The following is a 13,305-nucleotide window of genomic DNA, read 5'->3' as shown; positions in this document are numbered from 1 at the left end:
ATGAACACACCGACCCCATCTTCGCGCGCATGCAGCCCGGCCACGGCGGCCATGCCGGTGCTCGTCTACCTCGACGATGCCGCGCACGCGCAGCAGCACATGGCGCAACTGGCCGCTGGCGCCCCGGCCTCCCACTGGATCTTGGTGGCCTGTGCGCCGCGCATCACGCACCGCATCAGCAAATGGGTTAGCCACAGCAGCCGCGAAAACTGGCGCAAGCGCTGGGCCGACAAGCTTTTTGCCCAAATGCGACCCTGGCTGCAGGAGCGAGGCGCGCGGGCCACTACGGTGCTCGCCACGGGGCCGCTGGAGGAGCTCACGCAGGAGCTGCAGGCCGAATGGGGCGCCTTGCACATCGTGGACGCGCGCCGCCCCAAGCTGGAGGCACAGTTCACGTCCGACGCGGCAGCATCCGGGGGGCTGCGCAGCTTTTTGCTTGGATTCGGTGTGCTGCTGGCGTTGCAGGCGGATTGATTGGCGTTAATCCCGATAGTCTGGGCGGCTGAATTGCCGGCATGATGGGGATATTTCCCAAAGGATTTCCATGACGCCCTTTCGCCTGACCTGTATCGTTGCGAGCGTGTTGGCCCTGAGCGCCTGCGGTGGTGGCTCCGACGAGCCCGGCCGCGGCGCCTTGCTCGAGTCGCCCACTACGGTGGCCACGCTCAGCGCCGCGCAAATCGATGCGACTTCAACCAGCCTGGGCCTGCGGCCCTTGAGCGGCACGGCGCGCTGCGACGTCAAGGTGGTGGCCTTGCACTACGCCACGCCGGGTGCGCGGGCGGGTGAGCACAGCGATGCCTCGGGCGTGCTGCTCGTGCCTGCGGGGAGCGATGCCGCTTGTTCTGGCCCCGCGCCGCTCCTGGCCTATGCGCCCGGCACCTCGGTGGAAAAGCCGCGCACCCTCGCAGACCCGCAAAACGGTGAAACCTTTCTGCTCGCCGCGATGTACGCGGCGCAGGGCTATGCCGTGGTCGCAACCGATTACCTCGGCTACGCCAAGTCGAGCTACAGCTTCCATCCCTATCTGCACGCGGATTCCGAGGCGAGCTCGGTGCTCGACGCGATCCGCGCCGCACGCACGGCAGCGGCATCGGTGGGGGCCAGCCTGTCGGGCAAGACCATGCTGGCCGGTTATTCGCAAGGCGGGCATTCTTCGGCAGCGGCGCAGCGCGCCGCCGAACGCGACGCGCCGGCAGAGTTCAACATCGTGGCCGCGGCGCACATGGCGGGCCCCTACAACCTCTCGGGCTCGCTGCGCGTGCCCGAAGCCATCGCGGGCATACAGTTCTTCGTGCCGTTTTTCATCACGGCCTGGCAAAAAATCTACGGCGATGTCTATACCGACGTGCGCACAGTATTCAAAGACCCCTACGCGGCCGCCATCGAAAACCTGCTGCCCAGCCCCACGCTGACCTACACCACGCTGGTCACGACGGGCAAGCTGCCGGGCGGCACGCCCGCGCAGGCGCGCGAGGCGCTGTTTCAGCCCGCGTTCCTCACGGGCATACAGACCGACGCCAACCACCCGCTCGCGGTCGCGGCGCGCCGCAACGACCTGCTGGGCTGGACGCCGCGCGCCAAGGTGCTGCTGTGCGGCGGCGCGGGCGACCCGACCATCCCGTCTGCGGTGCACCAGAACGTGCTGAAGGCCGACTTCGACAGCCGCGGCGTCACCAATGTCGTCTCCGTCGATGTCGATGCGCAGGTGCAGGCCACGTTCGGCCCGGGCGGTGCCGCGCCCACCGACCCTACGTCTGCCGCATACGCGACCTATTACGGCAACTACCATGGTAGCTACGAGCCGCCGTTTTGCCATGCGCAGGCCAAAGCGCTGTTCGACAGTGTGAAGTGAGTTTCACGCTCTGGCACGAAAAAGGCGCCCTTGGGCGCCTTTTTCATTCAGTGGCAGTTTTTTACCAACGCAGCGTGAGCTGGTCGTAGGCGTAGTCGCCCAACTGGCGGTGCGCCGAGGGCGTGAGGTAGACCGGGTCGGCAAAGACGTATCGGAGCGGGTCTGCCCCCGCGACAAGGGTCGCGCTCGTGCACAGCGCCGAATTGACCTGGTTCGTGCCTATGCCTATGCCGTTGGCCGGGTCTATGGACGTGCACAGCGGCTTGTCCGTCACGGAAAAGCTGAACGAGCCGGGGGAGTTGACGTAGAGGTTCACGTAGTACTCGCTGTCGAGGTACAGCACGTTGGCCCCGAGATCGACGATGCTGACCTTGAGGCTGTCATTGAGCGCGCGGCTGGCCTTGTAGAGCAGGTCTTTTTGATCGATGGTTGCGGCCCAGGGTGTCTTGCTGAGGTCATAGGCGGCCGCCAGAAGTACGTGCTTGGCGCCGGCGTTGACCAGGCGGCGCACCTGCGCGCCCAGGTCTTTGCCGGTCTGGGTCGCGGCGGCCAGCATGGCGTCGGACGTCATGCTGCCGGCGAGCACGGCCTGCATGGCGACGATCAGGTCGCTGATGCCGCCGTCGATCACGACCAAGTCGTCCGAAGAAAACTGGTTCGCGGCGAGAAAGGCGTCGATCTGCGCGGAAAGCGGCGGCGCGCTGCCGCCCGCGGCGTCGGGCGTGGCGAGCACGCGCGCGTTGCCCCAGGCGTAACTCAGGCCGCCGGCCGACGAGGGCGTGATGGTCTTGCCGTAGTGCGAAGCGAGCTGCAGCGTCCAGTTGTTGACCGAGCCGTCGTTGACCGTGTAGCGCTTGCCGCCGCTTTGTCCGATGTCGCTGAGCGCATCGCCGAAGACGATGAAGCGGCTCGGCGTGAGTGCCGACGCGACGGAACTCGAGCCGCAGGCCGCGAGCACCATGGCCGTGGCGCCCACGCACAAGGTGAGGGCGATGCGGCGCATCCAATTTGCTGCCATAGGGGTTTCTCCAAAAATGAAGCGCTAAGTTTAACGAGGCGCAAGAAAGCGGGCCGCGTGCCGGTGCAGGCCGAGTTCAGGCTGCCGCCGCGCGCTGCAGCCGGTCGCGCACGCCCTCCCACGCGGGGGTGTCGGGCGGGGTTTCGATCCAGAGCAGCGCCACGCCTGCGGCATCGAACGCGCGCAGCGCGGCGAACAACTCCTGCGCTGCGGCGGCGGCGTCCTCGGGCATGCGCCGCAGCACAACCTGGGGCGCGGCGCAGCGCAGCGGCGTGCGCGCATACACGCCAAGCCGCGCCGCGTCCGCGCCTAGGAGCCTGTCGGACTTTGGAATCGTCGGCTGCGAATGCGCCGCAGCGGCCCATTTTTTACCGCCTTCTTGCCCCATAGCAGCACTATGGGGCGGCGAATCCGGCAAAAACTGACCTCGCTGGGGCACATTCTCGCTATCGACGCCCAAAGTCCGACAGGCTCCTAGCAGGTCGAGCGCCGTCTGCAGCGCGCGCGCGTCCATGAGGCGCACCTTGGCCGTCGGCGCATAGTGCGCCTCCAGCGTGCCTGACGCCCGCGGGGTCTGCATAGGCAGATCCTCTTTCGAGAGCGGCGCGAGCCCGCAGGCGGCGGCGATCTGTGCGCGCGTGATGGCTCCGGGGCGCAGCAGCACGGGACGCCCGCGCGTGCCGTCGATGATGGTCGATTCGATGCCCACGGCGCAAGGGCCGCCGTCGAGCACCAGGAGCTCGTCGCCGAATTCGGCCTGCACGTGCGCGGCCGTGGTCGGGCTCACGCGGCCGAAGCGGTTTGCGCTCGGCGCGGCGAGGCCGAATACGCGGCGCTCGTCCTTCCCCGCCTCGGGCGGCGCCGCGCAAGCCTGTAGCACGGCCTGCGCCACGGGGTGCGCGGGGCAGCGCAGGCCCACGCTCGCCTGGCCGCCCGCCGCGGCCGTGGCCACGCCGGCGCGGCGCGGCAGGATCAGCGTGAGCGGGCCGGGCCAGAAGGCGTCCATGAGCGCCTGCGCGAATGGCGGCACCTCGCTCGCAAAATGCGGGACGGCTGCGGCACGCTCGCTGTCGGCCACATGCACGATCAGCGGGTGGTCGCTCGGGCGGCCCTTGCGCGCGAAGATCTGCGCCACCGCGGCCGGGTCGTCGGCGTCGGCCGCGAGGCCATACACCGTTTCGGTCGGCAGGCCCACGAGCGCGCCCGTGCGCAAGGCGTGCGCGGCGGCGGCGATGGTTGCGGGGTCGGTGCCGGGCAGGATCATGGTGTGTGCAGCTGGACGATTCAGAACGGCGCGATGCCCAGCAACGCTGCGGCCTGCAGGGCGGCGGCGCGCGCGGCCTCGGGTGTGGGCGCGGTGACGCTCAGATGGCCCATCTTGCGCCCGCGCCGCGGCTGCGCCTTGCCGTACAGATGCAGGTGCATGCCGGGCAGCGCGAGCAGTGCGGCCCAGGGCGGGGTGTGCGCCGCTTCGCCCTGCGTGAACCACAAGTCACCGAGCAGATTCAGCATGACGGCCGCGCTGTGCTGGCGCGGCGGCGTGAGCGGCAGGCCGGCGAGTGTGCGCACCTGCAGCTCGAATTGCGACAGGTCGCAGGCGTCGAGGCTGTAGTGGCCGCTGTTGTGCGGGCGCGGCGCGATCTCGTTCACGACCAGGCGGCCGCCGTGCAACACGAAAAACTCCACGCACAGCACGCCCACATAGGCCAGGCCGTTTGCTATTGAAGTTGCAGCTTCTAGCGCTTGCTGCATGAGTGTTTGCGGCATATTTTGTGCATAAACCTCGGTCACCGCGAGGATGCCGTCGCGGTGCAGGTTGCGCTGCGGCGGCAGGTGCACGCACTGGCCGTCGCTGCCGCGCGCGACGATGACCGAGCATTCGAAGTCCAGCGGCAGCAGTTGTTCGAGCACGCAGGGTACGCCGCCCAGCGCTTGCCAGGCGGCGGCGAGCTCTTGCAGCGTGTGCACACGCGCCTGGCCTTTGCCGTCGTAGCCCAGGCGCGCCGTTTTGAGGATGCCCGGCAGCAGCGCGGCGTGCGCGGGCGCGGCGCAGTCCTGCGCGCTGCTGATCAGCGCATGCGGCGCGCAGGGCACGCCGCAGCGCACGAAGTGCGCTTTTTCGGCGGCGCGGTCCTGCGCCACGGCCACGGCTGCCGCCGCAGGGGCCACGCGGCGGCGCTGCGCGAGTGCCTCCAGCACCTGCGCGGGCACGTTTTCGAATTCGGTGGTGATGGCGTCGCACAGCTGCACGAGGCGCGCGAGGCCCTCATGGTCGTCGTAGGCGGTCTGGATGTGGTGGTGGCTCACGCGGCCGGCAGGACTGTGCGGGTCGGGGTCGAGCACGGCGGTGTAGTAGCCCATGCTCTGCGCCGCATGCACGAACATGCGCCCGAGCTGGCCGCCACCGAGCACGCCCAGCGTCGCGCCGGGCAAAAGGGGCGTGGCGGCGGGCTTCATACGGCGGCGGGCGGGGGCAGGGTCATGGCGCGCGCGGCGGCGGTCTGCTCGGCACGAAAGGCCAGCAGGCGCGTGCGCAGCGCGGCGTCTGCGTTGGCCAGCAGCGCCACCGCGAACAATGCCGCATTTGCGGCGCCGGCGGCGCCTATGGCAAACGTGGCCACCGGGATGCCCTTGGGCATTTGCACGATGCTGTGTAGCGAATCCACGCCCTGCAGGTGGCGCGAGGCCACGGGCACGCCGAGCACGGGCACGGGCGTCTTGGCCGCGAGCATGCCTGGCAGGTGCGCCGCGCCGCCCGCGCCCGCGATGATGGCCTTGAGCCCGCGGCCCGCAGCCGCTTCGGCGTAGGCGAACATGTCGTCGGGCATGCGATGCGCCGAGACCACGCGCGCCTCGTGGGCGATGTCGAATTGCCGGAGAATCTCTACTGCGTGCTGCATGGTGTCCCAGTCGCTGCTGGAGCCCATGACGACGCCGATATGTATGCTGGTCATAATGCTGGAGGTGCGGCGCTGCGCCGCCGGCCGGGCCGGTGTTGGTGTTGGCAGCGCGCGATTTTACTTTTGCCATTCACAAGCCACATTCGAGGCCCACCTCCCATGATCGATGTCACCCTGGAAAATTTTGAAACCGAGGTCGTGAACGCCTCGTTGAGCGTGCCCGTGCTGGTCGATTTCTGGGCGCCATGGTGCGGCCCGTGCCGCTCACTGGGCCCCATCCTCGAAAAGCTCGAAACCGAATACGCGGGCCGCTTCAAGCTGGTCAAGATCAACTCCGACGAGCAGCAGGAGCTCGCGGGCATGTTCGGCATCCGCAGCATCCCGACCTGCGTGCTGCTCCAGGGTGGCCAGCCCGTCGATGGCTTCATGGGCGCGTTGCCCGAAGGCCAGGTGCGCGCCTTTCTCGACAAGCATGTGCCCCCCGCCGATGAGACGCAGGCTGAAGCCGAGGTGCAGGAGGAGTCCGCGCAGGACGCCCTGGCCGCGGGCGATGTTGCCACCGCGCTCGAAAAACTGCAGCACGCGGTGGCCACCGACCCGGCGAACGACGAGGCGCGTTTCGACTACGTCAAGCTGCTGCTGCAGCTGGGCCGCGTCGCTGAGGCCCAGGCCGCATTCGCGCCGGTGCAGGCCAAGGTTGCGGTGGATCGGCGGCTGGGCGCCCTCAAAGTTTGGCTTGATGCTATTGAATTCATTGCTGCCAATGGCTATGACGCCTCGGCTGGAGCCGAATTCGACGCGAAAATCGCGGCGAACAAGCGCGACTTTGAGACGCGCTTTGCGCGCGCACGCTGGCTCATGGCGCAGCAGCGCTGGACCGAGGCCATGGACGAGTTGCTCGAAATCCTCATGCGCGACAAGCACTGGAATGAGGACGCGGCGCGCAAGACCTACGTCGCCATCCTCGAGCTCATCGAGCCGCCCAAGCCCAAGGTGGCCGAGGGCCAGATTCCGCCCGAAGACCCGGTGGTGGCGAGCTACCGCCGGCGGCTCTCGAGCGTGGTGCTGAGCTGAGCGGCTGGGCTGAACGTCAACGCTGCTCAGCCCGCCGCGGCAGGGAGCGCGAGTTCGACGCGGTTGCGCCCCAGGTCCTTGGCGCGGTACAGCGCCGCGTCGGCGCTGCGGATCAGCGCATTGGCCGAGTCGCCGTGTTCTGGGAACGTGGCCACGCCGGCAGACAGCGTCACGGGGATGGACGCATTCCCCACCAGCAAAGGCTGCGCGGCGAAGCTTGCGCGGTACTGCTGCGCCCGCTCCAGTGCCGCGGCCTGCGGCATTTCGGGGCACAGCAGCAGAAATTCCTCGCCACCGTAGCGGCAGACCACGTCGCCCACACGGGCCTGCTGGCGCAGCAGCTGGGCAAGGTGGACGATCACGGCGTCTCCCGCCTGGTGGCCAAAACCGTCATTGATGCGCTTGAAGTGATCTATGTCCACGAGCAGGATGCTCAGCGGCAGCCCCGCGTGCGCGCAGCGCGCCAGCTCGCGCGCCATGGCATCCACGAGGTAGCGGCGGTTGAACAACCCTGTGAGCGGGTCCTGCGTCGATTGCTCCTGCAGCTGCTGCTGCAGTGCCAGGACCTCCTCCATCTTGGCACGCAGCTGCTGGCGCGTCTGGAACAGCATCAGCGACCGGGCATAGGCGTCCTTGGCCACGACCAGCAGGTACAGCGACAGCGTTGCGATGCTCAGGCTGGTAGTGAGCGGCGCCGTGGCAGGCTCGGCATGCAGGCCGAACACTGCCGCTCCCAGCAGGGCGCCGCAGGCAATGACCGCCGCAGCCAGCAAGGCCCCCGCGGCGCCGCGGAACACCGTCATGTTGATGGCCGCGCCGATGAACAGCATGTAGCTGATCCAGAGCGGGAACTTCAACACCGCCATCCAGATGCCGAACATCAGGCCGTCGAGCAGCATGTTGCCGAACTCGGTGCGCATCTGGTTTCTGGAACGCACCGCCGCGAGATATGCCACGTGTGGATAGACCAGAAACTGCAGGCCCAGCAGCACCCAGGCCACCGGGCCATAGCCGCGTCCCCACATGTGGGCCGCAAGCACCAGCAGCACCCAGACGAAGGCCATCGTGCGGTTGCGGCGGTTCATGCGCACGATCCAGTGCACAGGACGTTTCACGCTCTGTGGCATGGGCGCTCCGCTGCCGAAGGTGGTGGGAATATTTTGGGGCGCCGCCATGCCCGGGATTTTTCTCAGCCTACGAGCCGCTGCAGCGCCTCGCGGTATTTTTCGGCGGTTTTTGCGATCACCTCGGTGGGCAGCCGCGGGGCCGGCGGCGTCTTGTTCCAGGGCTTTCCGTCCACCTGCGCCTGCTCCAGCCAGTCGCGCAGAAACTGCTTGTCGAAGCTCGGCGGGTTCTGGCCCGCGGCCAGCGCGGCTTCATAGCCTTCGACGGGCCAATAGCGCGAGCTGTCGGGCGTGAGCACCTCGTCCATCAGCACCAGGCTGCCATCGGGGGCCAGGCCGAATTCGAACTTGGTGTCGGCAATGATCAGGCCCCGGCCGAGCGCGAATGCCGCCGCGGCGCGGTACAGGGCAATGCTCAGATCGCGAATCTGCGCAGCGAGCGCCGGGCCCACCATGTGCACGGTGCGCTCGTAGGTGATGTTTTCATCGTGCTCGCCCACGGCCGCCTTGGCCGCTGGGGTGTAGATGGGCTCGGGCAGGCGCGCGGCATTCGAAAGCCCCGCCGGCAGCGGCACGCCGCATACCGATTGCGTCGCCTGGTATTCCTTCCAGCCGCTGCCGGCCAGATAGCCGCGCACCACGGCTTCGATCGGCACGGGCTGCAGCCTGCGCACGAGCATGGAGCGGCCGCGCACCTGCTCGACTTCGTCGGGCTGCACCACGCTCTCGGGCGCCTGGCCCGTCAGGTGGTTGGGGCAGATGCCTTGCAGCCGCTCGAACCAGAACAGCGCCATTTGCGTGAGCAGCACGCCCTTGCCAGGGATGGGGTCGTCCATGATCACATCGAAGGCCGAAATTCGGTCCGTGGCGACCATGAGGATGCGGTCCTGGCCCACGGCATAGTTGTCGCGCACCTTGCCGCGCGCCAGCAGGGGCAGAGAGTGCAGGTGGGAGGTGTGCAGTGCAGGAAGGCGGGGCTCGGCCATGGTGAAAAAGCATGAGAAAAACCAACCGGCCATTCTACGAGGCCGGCGCGCGCCCACTGGCACGCAGTTACCCGCCCCGCAAAGCAGGATTGGTGCGCCGTATTGCTTTTCGGGGCTGCGGGGAGCATAGTGAACTCGCGTTCGCTTTTTGACCGCGCCGCCCGCACCTCGCCATGGCGCAGCAGGCGGCACATGTTTCCCTCGAAACCCTAGGAGACTTTCTCATGAACCTGACGATCAGTGGTCACCACCTCGAAGTCACTCCGGCACTGCGCAGCTACGTCGCCAGCAAGCTGGAGCGGGTCACAAGGCACTTTGATCAGGTGGTCGATGTCAAGGTGCTGCTCACGGTGGAAAAGCAGAAGGAAAAAGAAAAGCGCCAGCGCGCCGAGTGCAACATCCACGTCAAGGGCTGCGACCTGTTTGCCGAAACCGCCCATGCCGACCTGTACGCGGCCGTCGATGAGCTGATGGACAAAATGGACCGGCAGGTCGTGCGCCACAAAGACCGGCTGCAAAGCCACCACCACGAGGCATTGAAGCGCGAGTTGCAGGCCTGAGCGTAAAAACCTCGCTCGCCAGCCGCCCGCCGGGGCGGCTTTTTCGCGTGCGTGCAACCTCGCCGCAGCCGCGCGGATAGGCCGTTTGGTGCGGGGAGTTTTGCAAACCTTGTGCATAATTGTTACCCTAAATGCGGCAGTTGGGCGCGCAGCGCTGCCACCCATGGGTGAACGCGGTTGTGCGCAAAATCCTCTGTGAAGTCAAAGAGTTGCATCCGGAAAACAGCGGTCAACTGCCGAATTTAGGGCTAATCACCATGAACCGACTCGCCTCCATCCTGCCCGCAGCGCAAGTGCTCGTGCATGTCGATGCCACCAGCAAAAAGCGCGCTTTCGAAGAAGCGGGGCTGTTGTTCGAAAGCCAGCAAGGACTCTCCCGGGCCCTGATTACCGACAGTCTGTTTGCGCGCGAGCGCCTGGGCTCGACGGGGCTGGGCCATGGCGTGGCGATTCCGCATGGCCGCATCAAGGGGCTCAAGGCGCCCATGGCCGCGGTGTTTCAGCTGCAAAACCCGATAGGCTTCGACGCCCCCGACGAGCAGCCCGTAAGCCTGCTGATCTTTCTGCTGGTGCCCGAGGCGGCGACGCAAAAACACCTGCAAATCCTCTCCGAGATTGCCGAGCTGCTCAGCGACGCCACGCTGCGCGAAAAGCTCAAAACCTGCGATAACGCCGCCGAGCTGCATGAGCTGATCGCCCACTGGCATTCGGCCCAGCAGCCGGCCTGACGTGAACGAACCCGCCGTGCGCGCCGCTTTTTCCATCCTGCCTTTGCCATGAAACCCAACGTCATCAGCGCCGATGTGCTGTTCGAAGAATTTCGCAGCACGCTGAAGTGGGAGTGGGTGGCCGGGCTCGGGGCGTCGGAGCGGCGTTTCGACGAGGAAGTCGTGCGCTCGGCGCGCTCCGGCGCCGACCTGGTGGGGCACCTGAACTACATCCACCCCTACCGGGTGCAGGTGCTGGGCGCGCGTGAGATCGCCTACCTCACCAACGCCACGCCCGAGGATTGCAAGCGCCGCATCGCGCGTATCGTCACGCTCGAGCCGCCCGTGCTCGTGCTGGCCGACGACCAGATCGTCCCCGATGCGCTGTTGTCCATGTGCGAGCGCGCCCAGATTCCGATGTTTGCCACGCGCGAATCCTCGGCCTTCGTGATCGACGTGTTGCGCACCTATTTGTCCAAATACTTTGCCGAGCGCACCACCATGCACGGCGTGTTCATGGACATTCTGGGCCTGGGGGTGTTGATCACGGGGGAGTCTGGCCTGGGCAAGAGTGAACTCGGGCTCGAGCTGATCTCGCGCGGCAATGGGCTCGTGGCCGACGACGCGGTCGATCTGTACCGCATCAACCAGGGCACGATCGAAGGCCGCTGCCCCGATCTGCTGCAAAACCTGCTCGAAGTGCGCGGCATCGGCCTGCTCGACATCCGCGCGATCTTTGGCGAAGCGGCGGTGCGGCGCAAGATGCGCCTGCGCCTCATCGTGTACCTGGTGCGCAAGGAAACGATGGAGCGCGAATACGAGCGCCTGCCCTACGAGCCGCTCACACAGGACGTGCTGGGCGTGCCTATCCGCAAGGTGGTGATCCAGGTGGTTGCCGGGCGCAACATGGCCGTGCTGGTGGAAGCGGCGGTGCGCAATACCATCTTGCAGATGCGCGGCATCAACACCTACCAGGAATTCGTCGCGCGCCATCGCCGCGCGATGCTCGGTGATTCTGCGCCGGCAGACTGATCCTCAGCGCACCTCGCGCGCACTCAATCTGTTTGCGTTTGCTTTTGGGCGCAGCTTGCACATTGCCCATACAGGGCCAGCGAATGGTCTTGCACGCGCCAGCCCTTGGCCTTGGCAATCGCTTGCTGGCGCTGCTCGATCTCGGGGTCGTAAAACTCCTCGACCTTGCCGCACGAGGTGCAGACGAAGTGGTCGTGGTGCTGGCCTTCGTTGATTTCGTAAATCGCCTTGCCGCTCTCGAAATTGCTGCGGATCAGGATACCGGCCTGCTCGAACTGCATGAGCACGCGATAGACCGTGGCCAGGCCGATGTCGGAGCGCTCGTCGAGCAGCACGCGATAGACGTCCTCGGCCGTCATGTGGCGCTGCCCACCGCGCTGGAAGATCTCGAGGATCTTCAGGCGTGGCAAGGTGGCCTTGAGGCCCGTGCTCTTGAGTTCGTCGATGTTCGCCATGGCGCTGATCTTGGGTTGTTGGCGCGCCGCCCGAAAAGGCCAGCCGCTACAATGGTCCGATCATATCCCGCATGCTTTTCCCATGTCCGTCAACGCCCATCGCAGCGCCCGCCCGGGACTGCCCTTGCTGCTTGCTGCCACCGCTTTGCTCGCCAGCGCCTGCAGCAGCCTGAACAACGCCACGAACAGCCTGGCCGGGATGGTCAGCCCTTACCGGGTGGAGGTGGTGCAGGGCAACTTCGTCTCGCGCGAGCAGGTCGAGGCGCTGCAGCCCGGCATGAGCCGCGAGCAGGTGCGCGAAATTCTGGGCACCCCGCTGGTCACCAGCCTGTTCCATGCCAACCGCTGGGAATACGTCTTCACGATCAAGCGCCCGAACGAGGCGCCGCAGACACGCAAGCTGACGGTATTTTTCGAAAACGACGTGCTGCAGCGCTACGAGGGCGACCCGATGCCTTCGGAGACCGAATTCGTCGCATCGCTGGACAAACGCGCTGCGCCAGGCAAGGTGCCGCCGCTCGAAGCCACGCCGCAGCAGCTCGCGCGCTTTCCGGCGCCGGCGCATGCAGTTGCCTCCGAGCCCGCCGGCGCCGAGGCTGCAGAGCCGAGCCCGACCACGACCAGTTACCCGCCGCTCGAATCCTCGCTGCGCTGAAGCACTCAGCCCCGCCGCGTGCGGCGTGCAGTGACTGCGCATGTACCCAAAGCATCCGCTGCGCGCCCAACGAAGCCCTCACCCACCTGTTCTTTCGCCCCCATGAGCTCTTCTTCCTCCCCTGCATCCGCCGCGCAACCCTGCCGCATCACCGTCGCCGGCGCCTCGGGCCGCATGGGCCGCATGCTGATCGAGGCCGTGCGCGCCAGTGGCGACTGCGTCCTCGCGGGTGCGCTCGACCAGCGCGGCAGCCCGGCAGTGGGCAGCGACGCTGCGGCCTTTCTGGGACAAAGCAGCGGCGTGCTGATCACCGATGACCTGCAGGCCGGCTTGCAAGGCGCCGACGTGCTGATCGACTTCACGCGCCCCGAGGGCACGCTTGCGCACCTCGCGGTGTGCGGCGCGCTCGGCGTGAAGGCGGTGATTGGCACCACGGGTTTCAGCGAGGCGCAAAAAGCCGAGATCGCGGCCCACGCGCAGCGCGCGGCGATCGTGTTTTCGCCCAACATGAGCGTGGGCGTGAACGTCACGCTCAAACTGCTCGAACTCGCTGCGAAGGCATTGGCCACCGGCTACGACATCGAAGTCATCGAAGCGCACCACCGCCACAAGGTCGATGCGCCCTCGGGCACGGCGCTGCAGATGGGCGAGGTCGTCGCCCGGGCGCTGGGGCGCAATCTGCAGGACTGCGCGGTGTATGCGCGCCACGGCGTGACGGGCGAGCGCGACCCTTCGAGCATAGGCTTTGCCACCATCCGCGGCGGCGACATCGTGGGCGACCACACGGTGCTGTTCGCGGGCACGGGCGAGCGCATCGAAATCACGCACAAGTCGTCGAGCCGCGCCACCTACGCACAGGGCAGCCTGCGCGCGGCGCGCTTTCTGATGGCGCACGAGCGCGGCTTGTTCGGCATGGCCGACGTGCTGGGCTTGTAAGGG

At 67.0% G+C, this 13,305-nt stretch carries 15 protein-coding genes; 8 read left to right on the top strand and 7 right to left on the bottom strand.

The features are described from left to right. Together FK527_RS06660 and FK527_RS06655 are read left to right on the top strand one after the other, a co-directional pair. A complete protein-coding gene (locus FK527_RS06660; RefSeq protein WP_246072697.1) occupies nucleotides 1–474 on the top strand; it encodes a hypothetical protein in 474 nt (157 codons plus the stop codon). A 70-nt stretch (nucleotides 475–544) separates the two neighbouring features. Further along, complete coding sequence (locus tag FK527_RS06655) at nucleotides 545–1,855, top strand: lipase family protein (protein ID WP_144731388.1); 1,311 nt, start codon at nucleotides 545–547, stop codon at nucleotides 1,853–1,855. Nucleotides 1,856–1,916: 61 nt separating this feature from the next. Here the strand turns inward: FK527_RS06655 and FK527_RS06650 are convergent, their stop codons facing one another. The 4 genes from FK527_RS06650 to purE form a co-directional block, all read right to left on the bottom strand. Next, complete coding sequence (locus FK527_RS06650; protein WP_144731384.1) at nucleotides 1,917–2,873, bottom strand: SGNH/GDSL hydrolase family protein; 957 nt, start codon at nucleotides 2,871–2,873, stop codon at nucleotides 1,917–1,919. Nucleotides 2,874–2,949: 76 nt separating this feature from the next. Continuing rightward, entirely contained in the window at nucleotides 2,950–4,137 is a 1,188-nt protein-coding gene (locus FK527_RS06645) for an L-threonylcarbamoyladenylate synthase (protein ID WP_144731381.1), read from the bottom strand. A 20-nt stretch (nucleotides 4,138–4,157) separates the two neighbouring features. Next, entirely contained in the window at nucleotides 4,158–5,330 is a 1,173-nt protein-coding gene (locus FK527_RS06640) for a 5-(carboxyamino)imidazole ribonucleotide synthase (protein ID WP_144731378.1), read from the bottom strand. Continuing rightward, nucleotides 5,327–5,827 carry a 5-(carboxyamino)imidazole ribonucleotide mutase gene (gene purE, locus FK527_RS06635; protein WP_144731375.1) on the bottom strand — a complete coding sequence of 167 codons (501 nt, stop codon included), beginning with the start codon at nucleotides 5,825–5,827 and terminating at the stop codon, nucleotides 5,327–5,329. The genes FK527_RS06640 and purE overlap by 4 nt, the downstream gene beginning before the upstream one ends. Before the next feature lie 105 nt (nucleotides 5,828–5,932). Between purE and trxA the strand changes: the two genes are divergently transcribed. Then, a complete protein-coding gene (gene trxA / locus FK527_RS06630; RefSeq protein WP_144731372.1) occupies nucleotides 5,933–6,847 on the top strand; it encodes a thioredoxin in 915 nt (304 codons plus the stop codon). A 26-nt stretch (nucleotides 6,848–6,873) separates the two neighbouring features. Here the strand turns inward: trxA and FK527_RS06625 are convergent, their stop codons facing one another. Continuing rightward, a complete protein-coding gene (locus FK527_RS06625) occupies nucleotides 6,874–7,974 on the bottom strand; it encodes a sensor domain-containing diguanylate cyclase (RefSeq protein ID WP_144731369.1) in 1,101 nt (366 codons plus the stop codon). 62 nt (nucleotides 7,975–8,036) lie between these two features. Then, nucleotides 8,037–8,957, bottom strand: coding sequence for a phosphoribosylaminoimidazolesuccinocarboxamide synthase (locus tag FK527_RS06620; RefSeq protein ID WP_144731366.1), 921 nt, complete (start codon nucleotides 8,955–8,957; stop codon nucleotides 8,037–8,039). A gap of 224 nt (nucleotides 8,958–9,181) precedes the next feature. Here FK527_RS06620 and hpf point away from each other — a divergent pair, with 224 nt between their 5' ends. The 3 genes from hpf (at nucleotide 9,182) to hprK (ending at nucleotide 11,256) form a co-directional block, all read left to right on the top strand. After that, entirely contained in the window at nucleotides 9,182–9,517 is a 336-nt protein-coding gene (gene hpf / locus FK527_RS06615) for a ribosome hibernation-promoting factor, HPF/YfiA family (RefSeq protein ID WP_144731364.1), read from the top strand. A 257-nt stretch (nucleotides 9,518–9,774) separates the two neighbouring features. After that, complete coding sequence (locus tag FK527_RS06610; RefSeq protein ID WP_144731361.1) at nucleotides 9,775–10,245, top strand: PTS sugar transporter subunit IIA; 471 nt, start codon at nucleotides 9,775–9,777, stop codon at nucleotides 10,243–10,245. 48 nt (nucleotides 10,246–10,293) lie between these two features. Beyond that, nucleotides 10,294–11,256 (top strand): HPr(Ser) kinase/phosphatase, encoded by a 963-nt coding sequence (gene hprK, locus FK527_RS06605; protein WP_144731358.1) that lies wholly within the window; start codon nucleotides 10,294–10,296, stop codon nucleotides 11,254–11,256. Between the two features lie 23 nt (nucleotides 11,257–11,279). Here the strand turns inward: hprK and fur are convergent, their stop codons facing one another. Beyond that, nucleotides 11,280–11,711, bottom strand: coding sequence for a ferric iron uptake transcriptional regulator (gene fur, locus FK527_RS06600; RefSeq protein ID WP_144731355.1), 432 nt, complete (start codon nucleotides 11,709–11,711; stop codon nucleotides 11,280–11,282). 82 nt (nucleotides 11,712–11,793) lie between these two features. On the opposite strand from fur, the gene FK527_RS06595 reads away from it, so the two are divergent. Together FK527_RS06595 and dapB are read left to right on the top strand one after the other, a co-directional pair. Next, the gene (locus FK527_RS06595) at nucleotides 11,794–12,366 is read left to right on the top strand and encodes an outer membrane protein assembly factor BamE (protein WP_144731352.1); all 573 of its coding nucleotides are present in this window, start codon (nucleotides 11,794–11,796) and stop codon (nucleotides 12,364–12,366) included. Nucleotides 12,367–12,468: 102 nt separating this feature from the next. Beyond that, nucleotides 12,469–13,302: a 4-hydroxy-tetrahydrodipicolinate reductase gene (gene dapB, locus FK527_RS06590; protein WP_144731349.1), complete on the top strand. Its 834-nt coding sequence runs from the start codon at nucleotides 12,469–12,471 to the stop codon at nucleotides 13,300–13,302. Nucleotides 13,303–13,305: the final 3 nt, after the last annotated feature.

Origin of the sequence: Extensimonas perlucida, from assembly GCF_007655255.1 — a bacterium.
In the GTDB taxonomy this organism is placed as follows: Bacteria; Pseudomonadota; Gammaproteobacteria; order Burkholderiales; family Burkholderiaceae_C; genus Extensimonas; species Extensimonas perlucida.
This window is presented reverse-complemented; position numbering and strand designations above follow the sequence as displayed.

Coding starts and splice junctions, on each gene's coding strand:
- fur (WP_144731355.1), bottom strand. CDS start 11,711: ATGGCGAACATCGACGAACTCAAGAGCACGGGCCTCAAGGCCACCTTG.
- hprK (WP_144731358.1), top strand. CDS start 10,294: ATGAAACCCAACGTCATCAGCGCCGATGTGCTGTTCGAAGAATTTCGC.
- trxA (WP_144731372.1), top strand. CDS start 5,933: ATGATCGATGTCACCCTGGAAAATTTTGAAACCGAGGTCGTGAACGCC.
- FK527_RS06610 (WP_144731361.1), top strand. CDS start 9,775: ATGAACCGACTCGCCTCCATCCTGCCCGCAGCGCAAGTGCTCGTGCAT.
- FK527_RS06645 (WP_144731381.1), bottom strand. CDS start 4,137: ATGATCCTGCCCGGCACCGACCCCGCAACCATCGCCGCCGCCGCGCAC.
- FK527_RS06620 (WP_144731366.1), bottom strand. CDS start 8,957: ATGGCCGAGCCCCGCCTTCCTGCACTGCACACCTCCCACCTGCACTCT.
- purE (WP_144731375.1), bottom strand. CDS start 5,827: ATGACCAGCATACATATCGGCGTCGTCATGGGCTCCAGCAGCGACTGG.
- dapB (WP_144731349.1), top strand. CDS start 12,469: ATGAGCTCTTCTTCCTCCCCTGCATCCGCCGCGCAACCCTGCCGCATC.
- FK527_RS06640 (WP_144731378.1), bottom strand. CDS start 5,330: ATGAAGCCCGCCGCCACGCCCCTTTTGCCCGGCGCGACGCTGGGCGTG.
- FK527_RS06595 (WP_144731352.1), top strand. CDS start 11,794: ATGTCCGTCAACGCCCATCGCAGCGCCCGCCCGGGACTGCCCTTGCTG.
- FK527_RS06650 (WP_144731384.1), bottom strand. CDS start 2,873: ATGGCAGCAAATTGGATGCGCCGCATCGCCCTCACCTTGTGCGTGGGC.
- hpf (WP_144731364.1), top strand. CDS start 9,182: ATGAACCTGACGATCAGTGGTCACCACCTCGAAGTCACTCCGGCACTG.
- FK527_RS06655 (WP_144731388.1), top strand. CDS start 545: ATGACGCCCTTTCGCCTGACCTGTATCGTTGCGAGCGTGTTGGCCCTG.
- FK527_RS06660 (WP_246072697.1), top strand. CDS start 1: ATGAACACACCGACCCCATCTTCGCGCGCATGCAGCCCGGCCACGGCG.
- FK527_RS06625 (WP_144731369.1), bottom strand. CDS start 7,974: ATGCCACAGAGCGTGAAACGTCCTGTGCACTGGATCGTGCGCATGAAC.